Origin of the sequence: Paenibacillus sp. JNUCC32, from assembly GCF_014863545.1 — a bacterium.
GTDB lineage: Bacteria > Bacillota > Bacilli > Paenibacillales > Paenibacillaceae > Paenibacillus_AQ > Paenibacillus_AQ lautus_A.
In genome coordinates this window covers 4,389,288-4,402,512 of sequence record NZ_CP062260.1, presented here as the reverse complement: position 1 = coordinate 4,402,512, position 13,225 = coordinate 4,389,288, and the positions used below count along the sequence as shown (strand labels likewise).

Below are 13,225 nucleotides of genomic sequence, written 5' to 3'. Positions count from 1 at the left end.
GTTTATGAAAATCGTATTTGATCCTGCACCGGTTGCAGGAGGCTTTCGAATGCCGGGGTATTGGGTCTGGTGCGGCAGCGTCATTCGAGGCGAGGATGGCCGCTACCATATGTTTGCTTCGCGCTGGCCGAAATCCATGCCCATGCACCCCGGATGGCTCGCGGCCTCGGAGATCGTCCGTGCCGCCGCCGATCATCCGGCAGGACCGTACGTCTACGAGGAGACGGTGCTTGGGGCAAGGTCTCCGGCCTATTGGGACGGCTGCAGCGTGCACAATCCGCATATCGTGAAGGTGGATGGCGTATATGTGCTCTATTATATGGGCACGACGTTCCCGTTCCCGCTGCCTGACGAAGGGGAGGCGCTGCTGCCGCACGATCCGCTCGCCGTGGTGGCCAGGGCCAACAAACGGATCGGCGTTGCGACCGCCCCTTCCGTAACCGGCCCTTGGACACGAAGGGATCTTCCGGTTCTGCTGCCGCGCCCGAATCAGTTTGACAGCTTTTTCGTGTCCAATCCGGCACCCTGTGTTCATGCCGACGGCTCGGTGCAGCTGATCTATAAATCCCGGCCCTACGAAGGGCATACCTATGGCAACATGCAGCTGGGCTTGGCCAGCGCTGAATCGGTATACGGTCCATACGCCCGCAAGCCTGAGCCGCTGTTTCCGCCTGCCATTCATATTGAAGATCCCTTCATTTGGCGTACGGCACGGGGGTACGAGATGATTGCCAAGGACATGGACGGCTCCATCTGCGGAGAGCGCTATAGCGGGGTCCATGCGTGGTCGGCGAACGGAGAGCAGTGGGAGATGACAACCCGGCCAGGGGAGCCGGCGTATTCCCGCAGGGTACTGTGGGACGATGGCGCGGAGCGGCTGATGGGCAACATGGAACGGCCGTTTTTGCTCATGGAGGACGGTCGTCCGGCCTGGATGTTCGCAGCGACCTCGGATGGAACCAACGGATTTCACGACTGCACGGAAACCTGGAATATGGCGATTCCGATTCGGGAGATGGAGGAGAAGGAGCACGAATAGGGCAGCCTTTTCCGGTGCAAACGAATGGATGAGCTTGTTTTTCCCGCGAAGCCGCATGTGATATATTTACGATCCAGATGATCCATCGGATCTCTCCTGATAACCGGGGGACCGCCGTCCTGCAACACCGAACCGAGCATCGTAGTCGAGCGAGGTTCGTCACACGACGGCAAGGTTGTTCCCATGGACACAGTAGGCCTGTGTCCATGCCCCATAAGCATAAGCCCTTTGGCGAAACTTGGCCGCATTAGACCGGGTTCCCTAAAGGGTTCTTTTTTGTGTCACACTCCTTTCGCCGTGCCCTCTACAAACACAATCGTAAAAAAACACATCGACAAACAAATGCCGCCATTGTTGGCGAAGCGATCCGCTTATAGGATGAATACGAAGGCAAACTTACAACGGGAGGTCCTTATGGCGAACATCAACCCAAGCACGCGGCTAACACCGTCAGCGCGGAGCCGGGAATGGTTATCCAGCTTTCGCAAGTACAAGGCGATATACCTCATCTCGATTCCGGGCATCCTCTATTTTCTCGTATTCAAATACGTCCCTTTATTCGGCAGTGCCATGGCTTTTCAGGAGTACAACTTATTCAAAGGCATATGGGAGAGCCCTTGGGTCGGGCTGGACCAGTTCTACCGGATGTTTCAGTACGAGGAGTTTCTGCGGATTTTCTGGAACACCCTGCTGATCGGGATGTACAGCATCGCATTCGCGTTTCCGGTACCGATCATTCTGGCCCTGCTATTGAACGAGATTCGCCTTGTCCTGTACAAGCGGGTGCTCCAGACGGTCATCTACATGCCCCACTTCCTGTCCTGGGTCATTATCGGGGGGATTGCGGTGGGCATTCTGTCTCCGACCACGGGGATCATCAATCAGATCCTGATGTGGGTGGGACTCGAACCGATTTACTTCCTTGGCGAGGAAAGCTACATTCGCAGCATTCTGATCGGCTCGGGCATCTGGAAGGAAGCGGGCTGGGGAACGATTATTTACCTGGCGGCGTTGGCCGGAATCAATCCGGACCTGTACGAAGCTGCACGCGTAGACGGCGCGAACCGCTGGCGCCAGACCTTGGCGATTACGATTCCGTCGATTCTGCCAACCATCATGATTCTATTCCTGCTGAACATCGGCAACTTCCTCGATTTCGGGTTTGAACGGGTGTTTGTGTTCCTGAACGCCTTGAACGAGAACAAGGGCGACATTCTGGATACGTACATCTATCGCGTCGGTCTGCTTGGACAGCAGTACAGCTACACCACGGCCATCGGGCTGTTCAAATCGCTCATCGGGCTGCTGCTCATTGTGGGCGGTAACGCCATCAGCCGTAAAACGACCGGAAATTCCTTATACTAGGCAGGTGACCGAAAACATGATAAAACGATCAACAGGCGAAATCGTATTCGAAATGTTCAACTATATCTTCCTGGCCGTCGTGTCGGCCGCCATGATCTTTCCGATCCTGCACGTAGCGGCGCAATCGCTCAGCAGCGATCTGGCCATCTCCAGGGGGGACGTCGGCCTGTGGCCGGTTGAGTTTACGCTCTCGAACTACGCCATCGTATTGAACGATACCTCGGTATGGCGTTCCTTCATGATCAGCGTATTCGTGACCGTCGTGGGGACGGGAATCAACCTGATCGCAACGGCTTCGCTGGCTTACCCGCTGTCGCGCAACGAATATCGGGGACGGAAGGTCATTCTCATGCTCGTCCTGATCACCTTTATTTTCAGCGCGCCGCTCATTCCCAACTATCTGCTCATTAAATCGCTGAATATGCTGGATACGGTCTGGGCCCTCATTATTCCGGGCGCCATCAGCGCATACAACCTGTTCATCATGCGCTCGTTCTTCATGAATCTGCCTAACGAGATTATCGACTCGGCAAGGATCGACGGGTGCGGAGAGCTGCGGATCATATCAAGCATCGTGCTTCCGCTATCCAAGCCGGTGATGGCGACGATGGGACTGTTTTACGCCGTGGCGCATTGGAATTCGTACTCGTCCGCTCTATACTATATCAATAGCCGAAAGCTGTTTCCGCTGCAGGTTCGCCTGAGGGAAATCGTGATCACCGATCAGATGGGAGAGATGGACACCACGTTCGAGAACTTGGCCAACATGTCCCCGGAGGGCATCAAGATGGCCACGATCGTCATCGCTACGCTGCCGATCATCCTGGTATACCCGTTCCTGCAGAAATATTTTATCAAGGGCATGCTTATCGGTTCGATCAAATCCTGATCGTAAAAGAACACAAATCCATAATAAGAACGCCAATTCTGCGCATGAGGGTTATGAGCTACGATGAAATGGATTTTACGAAAGCGCTTACCTCATGAATGAACCACTTGTCTATTTTTGCGAAAAGGGGAGAGGTTGATGAAAAAAAGTTGGACGGTCTTACTGATCGGCGTCATGATGATGACACTGCTTGCGGGGTGCGGGGGGAAAGCGGAAGAAGGAACAGGGAATACCAAGCCGGAAGGGAACGAGCAGGGCACGGCTTCCAGCAAGCTGGCATTCTCGATTTCATTCTCCACGGGCGGCAACACCTACATCGAATCGTCGCCCGACATCAACAAGGACAAATGGGTGCTGAAGCTGGAGGAGATGACGAACACCGATCTCGATATCCGCTTGATGTCCCATAAGGAATTCGATCAAAAGATGAGTCTGATGTTTGCAGGCAACGAAATTCCGGACGTGGTCGGCAATATGCGCGGGGGGCCGACGACGGGCTCCATGTCAGGCTCGGTGGAAGCGGGCGTGTTCATGCCGCTGGATGACCTCCTGAAGGAGCATGCGCCGAATCTGATGAAAATGGTCACCCCGGCGGCATGGGAGGAAGTATCGTACGACGGCAAAATCTACGGCATTCCGGCTTGGCTGGAGAACCCGTCGCGCCGCGCCACGTTTATCCGTACGGATCTGATGGAGAAGGCAGGCATCCAGGAAGCGCCGAAGACGGTGGAAGAGTATCTGGATATGCTGCGTGCCTTCAAGAGACTGGGAGTAGAGCATCCGTTCCAATACCGGGAGGGCTTTAAATACGCGGATACCTTCCTGGGGGCATACGACGTGCTGCCGTTCCAGTTCATGGAGCTGAACGGGGAAGTCGTGCCGAAGTTCTTCGATGTGGAGAACATGACCAAGGCACTGGAGACGTATAAGACGATGTACGACGAAGGCCTGATTCCGAAGGATTTCGCTTCCCTGTCCCAGGAGGATTACGGCCGGAATATCAATTCCGGCAAAGCCGGCATGTGGGCGTCCAACGGCGAGGGGCTGATCGGGTTCCGCGCCAAGCTGAAGGAAGTGGATCCTTCGATGAAGGTGGATATTTATCCTTCGCCAACGGGCTCGGACGGCAAGGGCGGCCTCGGCTTGTACAGCTCGATCTCGACCACGTATTACATCAACAACAAGGTCGGTAAGGAAAAAGCGATCGAAATCATTAAATTCCTCGACTGGATGCTGACGGAGGAAGCCGATATGTTCTTCTCCTTCGGGATCGAGGGCGAGAACTACACGATGGAGGACGGCAAGGTCAACTATACATGGCCCGTGAAAAAGGAAGAAGTGGACGAAGCGGGGTTCCGGGCCAACCAGCTGTGGTTCGTGCATGAGCTGACCTACAACAAGAAGCAGACGGCCCTGACCGAGGACGGCCAGGATGTCATTACGGCGTTCAGCGACGTGCTCAGCAATGAAGGCCGCGGCGGCATTACGTTTACGGCGAACCTGAACAGCTTCTCCAAGTTCCCGGATTTGGCCTCGACCGGAGATACGGGACCGAAATTCATTCTGGACAGCATGGTGAAGATGATTTACGGCAAGCAGCCGATATCCGAATGGCCGAAGGTGCTCGAGGAATATCGCGCCAAAGGCGGGGACGAGATCATCAGGGAAGCGACGGAACGCTGGAAGAACAAGGAGAACGTCGTGGATCGTACAAGATAACATGCAAGATAGGCAGTAGGACATCTCCAGTTTATCCCGAAAATCCTGTACAATGAATCCGACATGTAAGCGTTTTAAATAAATAAATGAATGCGAAAGTTCAAGGTATCCGCCGGTCTGCCGTTCCAGGCAGCCGCTCGCGGATACCTTCTTGTTCCATTTCATGATTGCCTCATCCCTAATTCTTCTACATACAGGAGGCTGAAAATAATGCGGTTGTTGATTGCTGACGACGAACCTGTCATCCGAAGAGGGCTGGTCAAGATGGCGGAAACCTATCGCCTGCAGTTTGACGCCATCGATACCGCCGTGAACGGCGAGCATGCGCTCTCGATGATCAAGGAGAGCGAGCCGGATGTGCTGCTGACCGATATTCGCATGCCCCGAATGGGCGGGCTGGAGCTGTGCCAGGAGCTGCATGAGTTGTATGGACATATTCAGATCATCGTCATCTCGGGTTACGGCGAATTCCAATACGCTCAGCAGTGCCTGGCTTATGGGGTGAAGCATTATCTGCTGAAGCCGGTGACGGGCGTGGTGCTGCACCAAACCTTTGACGCGATCGTAAAACATCGCAATAAAGGCATTGTCTCCCTGGCTTCCTACGTCGATTGGATTGAAAACATCGGGCAGGAAATTTGGATGCTGCAGACCGAACGGCTGGATGAGCTGTTGGTCGATTGGAGGGCGCATCTGCAGGCAGCGGGGCTTAGCGTCCCACAGCTTCAGCAGCTGCTGGATGATGCAGTGGGGATGATTTTCCGGCGGCTGGTATCGAAGGGATATATGGAGGTTTCCGTGATCGAACCCATCGGCCATCATGCGGCCCAGGAACAGCTGCTGAATGAATTCGAGCTGAGGGTTAAGCGGATGACGGCCGATCTGGTGACCCAGCGCTGGGGGAATTTCAAGAATCCGCTGGATGAAGTGAAAGCGTACATCGACACGCATCTGTCCGAGGAAATCACGCTGGAGGAAGTGGCGGAGATGGCGGGGTATACGCCGACCTATTTTAGCGCGATGTTTAAGAAAATGACCAATGAAACCTTTGTCCGGTACCGCATTCACCGGCGGATGGAGCGGGCGAAGGAGCTGCTTGCGCTGCCGCATATGCGGATCATCGACGTGGCGGCAAACGTCGGTTACGAGGACTATCCCCATTTTACGAAGATGTTCAAGAAGGTAACGGGACACACGCCGACGGAATATCGGACGATGCTGGGATTTAACGGATGAAGAATAAACTGTATCGCAAGCTTTTCCTGTACTGCGTATCGATCATAGCGCTGTCCTCGTTATTGATCGGCATCGTCACGTACGCGCGTTCTTCCGCGGAGCTGGATCGGCAGCTGGATCGGCATATGTCGCAAATCGTGCAGAATGCCTTGAATCACACGGACCTGTACATCAAATCCTATGACCGGACGATGATTTCCCTGCTGACCAACCGGGAATTGAAGAAATTCGTGGATCTGCCGAACCCGGCGGACCATTACGAATATTATCACATCAGCTCCACGATCAAGGATACGGTGTTCCGTCCGCTGATGGACCGGGGGCCCGAGCTGCTGACGATGTATCTGTTGTCTTACAACGGAAACGCGACGTACAGCTTCGGCTCGGACTTTACGGCGCCGGTGTTCAGCGAAGAGGACAAGTCGAAGCAGCTGACGGAGCTCCGCCATGCCACAAAAGACGAAAGCGGCCTCATGATTCATACGGAGAGCATTATTCCGGGACGCAGCGGCAGCGTGATACGCATGACTAGACAGATGAAGGGTTTATCTTCCACGGCGGAAAAAGGCGTGCTCGCCATGGAGGTGCGCTCCCAAGAGCTGTCCTCCCTGTGGAAAGGCATCGATCTGGGCGAACGGGGATACTTCTATATTGCCGATGCCAGTGGTCACGTGGTTTACCAGCCCGAAGGGCTGGAGGACAACGCCTCGTCTCCAGCCCGGGATTCGAAGCTGACCGCCGCCATTATGGGCGCGGACGAGGAATCCTTTAAATATACGTCGGTCGATGGAGAGCAGCGGGTATTCATGACCCGGATGTCCCCTTATTCCGGATGGCGCTTGGTAGCCTCGATCCCGCTGGAAGAATGGCGCCAGCCGATTGCCAATATCCGCACGACGGCCTGGACGATCGGCTTGATCAGTCTCGTCGCCGCTTGTTTGCTTGCTTACCGTTTCACCCGTTCCATTACCCAGCCGATCCAGACGATTATCCGCGGGATGCGGCAGACGGAGCAGGGCCGATGGATTCCCCTGGACCTTCCTGAACGGCGGCAGGATGAGCTGACCGAAATGATGCAGCGGTACAATCTGATGGTGAGCCGGCTGTCGGAACTGATCGAGCGGGTATACGAGACCGAGCTGCAGCAGCAGAAGACGATCATCGAACGGCAGAAGGCCGAGTTTCAGGCGCTTCAGCTGCAGATCAATCCGCATTTCATGTACAACACGCTGGAGACCATCGTCTGTTATGCCGAGGTTGAAGGCTCGTCCGAGATTACCGAGATGGTGTCTTCGCTGGGCTTTATGATGCGATATTCCTTACTGACCTCGCTGGAGGAGATCACGGTTGCGAACGAGCTGAACCATGTGCTGAATTACATGACCATCATGAAGCACCGGCACGACATGGAATTCGATCTTCGGGTCGAGGTTCCCCACGAGCTTCTCCTGTACAAAATGGTGCGCTTGACGCTCCAGCCTTTAATCGAAAATGCATTCCAGCATGCGTTTCCGGACGGCATCGAAGCCTCGCAGCACATCATCATCTCTGCCGGATGCAGCGACGATGCCTTCTGGGTCAGCGTGACGGACAACGGCATCGGCATGACCGATGAACAGCTGCACGAGGTTGCGGCACGGCTGTCCTACGAGCACGACCACACGAATCATTCGCCGGAATTCTCCCTGAACCTTAGCGGTACCGGAGGCATCGGACTGCTTAACGTGCATCGCCGGATTCAGCTGGTATTCGGCGAGAGTTACGGACTACGCCTAACCTCCGCGGGCGTGGGGACGGGAACCACCATCCGCATGGTTATGCCGAGTCCGCCGCGTGTTTAGCCCAAGGCCTGCCTCTCCCGGGCATGGAGGTCAGACTCTGTGCTCGAAGTGCAAATAGAAACGCTGTCCCTTAAGGCAAGGGCAGCGTTTTTCGCGTTCTTGGGGCGCATTTCGGAACGCGCAGAGTTTCATAGAACGAGCATTCGAAGGTTCCCTGAAGCTCTGCGCCTTCAGCAGAGGCCTATGATCGGTTAACGTTTCACGATTGGCGTCCATGCCGTCCGTAAAGATCATTTCAAAGCGGCGTGAGATGGATGGAAAGACCTCCATATATCTTCAGGCGCTTCGTGATCGTATCTGTGCTGCAGCAGGTTTCCGTGCGAATCTCAATGGGAGGAAGTACGGAACGATAACGATATTCGTCCGGCTCTGCCTGCTCCTGATAGATCACCGCTTGGTATGCCGTATGTTCTTCAAGGAAATCCAGCGGGATTCGGGCATCTCGTCCTCCTGCGGCACAGATGGAGGCGACGAACCATTCCGTACCGGATCGTCTGGCGATCGTAACGTACCGGCCCGGATAACCTTCCAGCAGCCGCGTCTCATCCCAGACGGCAGGAACCTCGGCCAGCAGCGGCTTGCCCGGATGGTCAGCGAACACGGAGATCGCATCCGCATAGTGCTGGATGCCGGACTCGAAGAGGATGGCCAGAGCGAGCTGAAGCCCTTGGGTCGTGTTGGTCTTCCTGCTGAACGTGACCGGCGTAAAGTCCATGGATCCGATCACATTTCGCGTAAACGGCAAGGTACAGAGATGAACCGCATTCGGGCCTTCACTCTGCGCCCGGTAGTATTCCGCGCCGTAAACGCCTTCTCTTGTCATCATATGAGGCCATGTCCGGTGCTCCCCGCTCGGTTTGGTGGATCCGTGGAAATTAACCATTAGCCGGTGCCTGGCGGCGGATTCGGCGATGGCGTCGTAGACCTGGAGCGTCTCTAGATTGTCGCTGTCGAAGAAATCGACCTTGATCCCAACCGCACCCCAGGATGCCCACAGGCGTAATTTCACTTCTCGGAGTTCCTCCGTGTTCAGCCCTTGATAATGCGTCCACAGCCAGATGCCGACGCCGCGCTCCTTCGCGTAATCGATCAGCTGAGGCGCATCCAACACACCCTCCCAGCCGCCGTCTACGACGACATATTCCCATCCCATCCCGGCGGCAAAATCGATATGCTGCCGCTGAACATCCATATCGCCGCAAGAACCGCCCTCCGCGTACCAGGACCAGGCTGCTCTGCCAGGAGCGATCCAAGAGGTGTCTTTCAGCACGGGCGGGGGACATAGATGAGTCGTTACCGATGAAGTCACCAGATCCCCGAGCGATCCGATGATCATGACGCGCCAGGGCGTCGAGAGCGGAAGCTGCGCGGCAATCGGCGTTTCCTGATCCGGAGCGTACGAGATGCGAAGCTTCCGGCCGTCTTGCTCATCGGCTGCGAGGTGACTGGCGCCATAACCGCCGTCCACGGCAGCTTCTGTCAGCAGCAGCCATTGCTCCTCTGTCGATTGAACCAAGAGCGGGAAGCCGAAATGCCCTCCCCGAAGATCGTCCGGCATGGCATGGTCGTAGGTTCGTTCATAACACCGCATGAACGGCTGCGCCCAGACGTTAAGCATCCGATCCTCTGGCAGATGGAATCCGGAGATCTCGCTCTCGATGCCAATATCATCTTCTCCTTGCAGCTCATAACGGTAAGCAGCGCCGTCTCGAAAAGCGCGGAATCGAATCCTCACCTGATGATGCTCGACGGAAGCCAGGAGCACCAGCTCGCTTGCTTCGTAAGACTGCGATCTTTGCTTGCCGGTCATCAGCTCGTAACGCTCCGTGATCGTGTTGTGCTCAACCCCCTGGATGCGGATGTTTTGCTGAAATTGGTATCTGTCCGTGATGAGTCCGAGCGGGGATCTGTCAAGAACCCGGAATCCCTTGTTCATAACCGTATACAAGAGGGGACCGTTATGCGCCTGCTCCAGCATGATCTGCAAATTCCCGTCAGGGGAATGAAGCTGAGCATGAAACGACGCCGACAGAGATGGGGACAGCTCATGATCCATAAACGAAACTCCTTCCTTGTCGCTACCAAAATGACGTACCCATTGCAGCCTCATTGTAACGGACAAAGGGAAGGCTTAGCATACGGCTCCGTTCGCTCCGGGTTGTGTTTTCTTACGTTGTGTTACTCCGTAAAAAAACACGGCCCTTCCGCAAGTTACGGCATGGTCTGTCGGGAGGCCGCTGTTTTAACATGGAAGCATCAAGAGGCGTCTGAAAGGAGGGCGCGGGTAGATCGTTAATCACTACACTAGGACAAAGGATGGGTGATGATTGATGAGACAGGTGCGCAGGCGTAACGGACAGGTAAGAAGGGGGCGTATTATATTGCTGCTGGGTATTCTGCTGTTTTCGTTCAGCAATCCGCCAATACAGGGGGAAACGGCGGCAGCCAGTGGGTTGGATCGGGTCAACCTTGCAATGAATAGGTCGGCAACGGCCAGTTCGGAGATCAGCGGGCGTGAAGCCGGGAAAGCCGTGGATGGCAGCAAGGATACCTATTGGCAGCCGGCGAGCACGGATCGTGAGGACATGAGTGTGCACGTTCAGGTAGATCTGGGGAGCGAGCAGTCCTTCAACCAGGTCGTCCTGGACTTAAACCGGGGAGATAATTTGGGCAGCATCGAGATTGATTATTCCCTTGACGGCGAGTCTTGGACCAGAGCCTATGCGAAAAACGGGGGCATTCGAGCGGACGGTCAGGAAGTCATGGCGTTTGATTCCGTAAGCGCTTCCCAAGTGCGGGTGACTCTGCAGCTCAGCCGAAATCTCAACGTTCAGCTTAAGGAGTTGGAGATTTATATGCAGGATGGAGATCAAGGGTTTCCGTCGGACGTAACGGAGCTGGCTTTCGTGAAGCCGGATGGCACTCCTTATAACAACAATGATGAACGGACCTTGGACATTGGAGAAACGTCGGCCTTGGAGGTGCGCGGCAAACGAGCCAACGGAGAGTGGGTTGCGCTCCCTCCAGGCCAGGTTCAATACCATGCTGCGGGGAGCAGCATGGCCGTGGATACAGCTGGTTCCGTAACCGGAGTCAAGGTCGGCGCCACCCGGATGTATGCGGAAATCAGCGTTAATGGCCAAACGGTTGGGACGCCGGATTTCTGGTTTGTCGTGAAGGATGATCAGGAATTCCGGGATGCGAAATATATTGCCTTCAGCTCGTTCACGCATCCGACGTTAGTCCAGAAGATCGGCGAGGCGGCGATCCTGGATGACGGCAAGCCATTGCCTGTCGTCACGATCGCTCCGAATACGGATGGGACCGTTAGCGCCAGATGGTTCAAGGACGGCCAATCCAGAGGTTCGCTGGGCACAAAGCCGCTGCAAACGGGGATAAGTCAATCGATCACTCTTCCGGGCGGGATGAAGGTACCGGGCACGCACGAAGTGAGGATGACGTTCCAAGCCGCGGACGGGGGAACTTACTACGACAGCTTGTTTTACACCGTCATGCCCAAGAAAGGAATACCTGACGGTCAGAGTCATATCGCATATACCGGAAAAGACGGAAGGATGGCGTATGTTCCCGATTATAAAGGAAATCGGATCATCGATTTCTCGAATGTCGGTTATATGGGCGGCGGGGTGAAGCTTCCCGACGTGCAGGCGAGGATCGCCGTGCGGCCGACCGGCGGGGATGATACGGCGATGCTGCAAGCGGCGATTGACGAGGTGTCGCAGCTTCCGCGCGACGCGGACGGCTTCCGGGGGGCCGTGCTTCTGAAGAAGGGCACGTATCTGGTCGGCGGATCGCTGAACATCCAGGCGAGCGGCGTCGTGCTGCGGGGCGAGGGAAAGAGTGAGGACGGAACTATCATCCGCGGCACGGGAACAATAGCCAGAAATTTGATCGTCGTGGGCGGAACGAATGGTGCAACGATTGTGGACGGTACGGAGACCGATATCCAGGATCTGTACGTTCCGTCAGGCTCGCGTTCCTTCCATGTCCAGGATGCCTCTGACTATCAGGTAGGCGATTCCGTCATCGTCCGGAGGATCGGCAACGACCGCTGGATTCATGAAATCGGCATGGATCATATCTACATGCGGCCAGGAACCGGAGGAACGCAGCAGTGGTCCCCGTTCAATCTGGATTTTGACCGCGTGATTACGGCGATCGACGGCAACCGGATTACGGTGGACGCTCCGTTAGCGAATGCCGTTGAGCGTCAATGGGGCGGGGGCAAGCTGTTCAAGGCGACGGACGAATCGCGAATCGAACAGGTAGGGATCGAGAACATGCGCGCCATATCCGATTTTGATCCAAGCAAGACCGACACGAAGATGGATAACGATGTTCTGGACACTCCGTATTACTCCGATGAGGACCATGCGGAACGTTTCATCATGATGAACAGCGTGAAGAATGCCTGGGTACGAGAGGTGGCCGGCTACCATTTTTCCTATGCCTTGGTGCAGGTCGGGCGGCAGGCCAAGTGGGTCACGGTGCAGGACAGCGAAATGCACGACATGGTCAGCATTATTACCGGCGGGCGGCGTTACAGCTTTTTCATCCAGGGGCAGTTAAATCTGGTGCAGCGCAATTATACGGAGACTTCCCGTCATGCTTACGTCATTGAAAGCCGCGTGCAAGGGCCGAACGTGATGTACGACAATAAGGCCACTCGCGAATACAATACAAGCGAGCCGCACCATCGCTGGTCGACAGGCGGTTTGTACGACAACGTCAGCGCGCGCATCAGCGTCCGCGACCGGGGATGGCTGGGCAGCGGACATGGGTGGGCCGGCGCGAATTACGTCATGTGGAATACCGAAGGCGGGCTTGTCGCCCAGAAGCCCCCAACTGCCCAAAACTATGTCATCGGGCATATCCCTACCGAAGACGGCCTGAACGTGAAGCCGCTCGTTCCGAGTGCCTACGATCCAAGACCTCGCGAGGACGGCTATTGGGAATATGCCGATCGGCATGTGGCGCTCCAGAGCTTATTCATCCAGCAGCTGAAGGATCGCCTGGGGCAGCAAGCGGTAGATCATCTGGCCCGAACGCCGGTGGGCGGCGGTGCGTTGGATATACCGGAACAGCCTTAATCATATTTAGCGAACAGGGGATGTT

8 protein-coding genes are annotated in these 13,225 nt (G+C 55.7%); 7 read left to right on the top strand and 1 reads right to left on the bottom strand.

The window, feature by feature from the left end; translation table 11 throughout:
* Nucleotides 1–4 precede the first annotated feature (4 nt).
* The 6 genes from JNUCC32_RS19685 (at nt 5) to JNUCC32_RS19660 (ending at nt 8,089) form a co-directional block, all read left to right on the top strand.
* Nucleotides 5–1,039 (top strand): glycoside hydrolase family protein, encoded by a 1,035-nt coding sequence (locus tag JNUCC32_RS19685; protein ID WP_192569564.1) that lies wholly within the window; start codon nt 5–7, stop codon nt 1,037–1,039.
* Between the two features lie 414 nt (nt 1,040–1,453).
* Entirely contained in the window at nt 1,454–2,404 is a 951-nt protein-coding gene (locus JNUCC32_RS19680) for an ABC transporter permease (protein WP_192569563.1), read from the top strand.
* Between the two features lie 16 nt (nt 2,405–2,420).
* Nucleotides 2,421–3,293 (top strand): carbohydrate ABC transporter permease, encoded by an 873-nt coding sequence (locus JNUCC32_RS19675; RefSeq protein ID WP_096775111.1) that lies wholly within the window; start codon nt 2,421–2,423, stop codon nt 3,291–3,293.
* A gap of 138 nt (nt 3,294–3,431) precedes the next feature.
* Nucleotides 3,432–5,012, top strand: coding sequence for an extracellular solute-binding protein (locus JNUCC32_RS19670; protein WP_192569562.1), 1,581 nt, complete (start codon nt 3,432–3,434; stop codon nt 5,010–5,012).
* Between the two features lie 210 nt (nt 5,013–5,222).
* The gene (locus tag JNUCC32_RS19665; protein ID WP_192569561.1) at nt 5,223–6,248 is read left to right on the top strand and encodes a response regulator; all 1,026 of its coding nucleotides are present in this window, start codon (nt 5,223–5,225) and stop codon (nt 6,246–6,248) included.
* Entirely contained in the window at nt 6,245–8,089 is a 1,845-nt protein-coding gene (locus JNUCC32_RS19660) for a cache domain-containing sensor histidine kinase (protein WP_192569560.1), read from the top strand. Before JNUCC32_RS19665 ends, JNUCC32_RS19660 begins: the two co-directional genes overlap by 4 nt.
* 235 nt (nt 8,090–8,324) lie before the next feature.
* On the opposite strand, the gene JNUCC32_RS19655 is transcribed toward JNUCC32_RS19660, so the two are convergent.
* Nucleotides 8,325–10,145 carry a glycoside hydrolase family 97 protein gene (locus JNUCC32_RS19655; protein WP_192569559.1) on the bottom strand — a complete coding sequence of 607 codons (1,821 nt, stop codon included), beginning with the start codon at nt 10,143–10,145 and terminating at the stop codon, nt 8,325–8,327.
* Nucleotides 10,146–10,419: 274 nt separating this feature from the next.
* On the opposite strand from JNUCC32_RS19655, the gene JNUCC32_RS19650 reads away from it, so the two are divergent.
* Complete coding sequence (locus JNUCC32_RS19650) at nt 10,420–13,200, top strand: discoidin domain-containing protein (RefSeq protein ID WP_192572701.1); 2,781 nt, start codon at nt 10,420–10,422, stop codon at nt 13,198–13,200.
* The last annotated feature ends 25 nt before the right edge of the window (nt 13,201–13,225 follow it).

Bases quoted from the DNA above. Each gene is read 5' to 3' on its own strand.
- JNUCC32_RS19680 (WP_192569563.1), top strand. From the start codon at position 1,454: ATGGCGAACATCAACCCAAGCACGCGGCTAACACCGTCAGCGCGGAGC.
- JNUCC32_RS19685 (WP_192569564.1), top strand. From the start codon at position 5: ATGAAAATCGTATTTGATCCTGCACCGGTTGCAGGAGGCTTTCGAATG.
- JNUCC32_RS19665 (WP_192569561.1), top strand. From the start codon at position 5,223: ATGCGGTTGTTGATTGCTGACGACGAACCTGTCATCCGAAGAGGGCTG.
- JNUCC32_RS19675 (WP_096775111.1), top strand. From the start codon at position 2,421: ATGATAAAACGATCAACAGGCGAAATCGTATTCGAAATGTTCAACTAT.
- JNUCC32_RS19655 (WP_192569559.1), bottom strand. From the start codon at position 10,145: ATGGATCATGAGCTGTCCCCATCTCTGTCGGCGTCGTTTCATGCTCAG.
- JNUCC32_RS19660 (WP_192569560.1), top strand. From the start codon at position 6,245: ATGAAGAATAAACTGTATCGCAAGCTTTTCCTGTACTGCGTATCGATC.
- JNUCC32_RS19670 (WP_192569562.1), top strand. From the start codon at position 3,432: ATGAAAAAAAGTTGGACGGTCTTACTGATCGGCGTCATGATGATGACA.
- JNUCC32_RS19650 (WP_192572701.1), top strand. From the start codon at position 10,420: ATGAGACAGGTGCGCAGGCGTAACGGACAGGTAAGAAGGGGGCGTATT.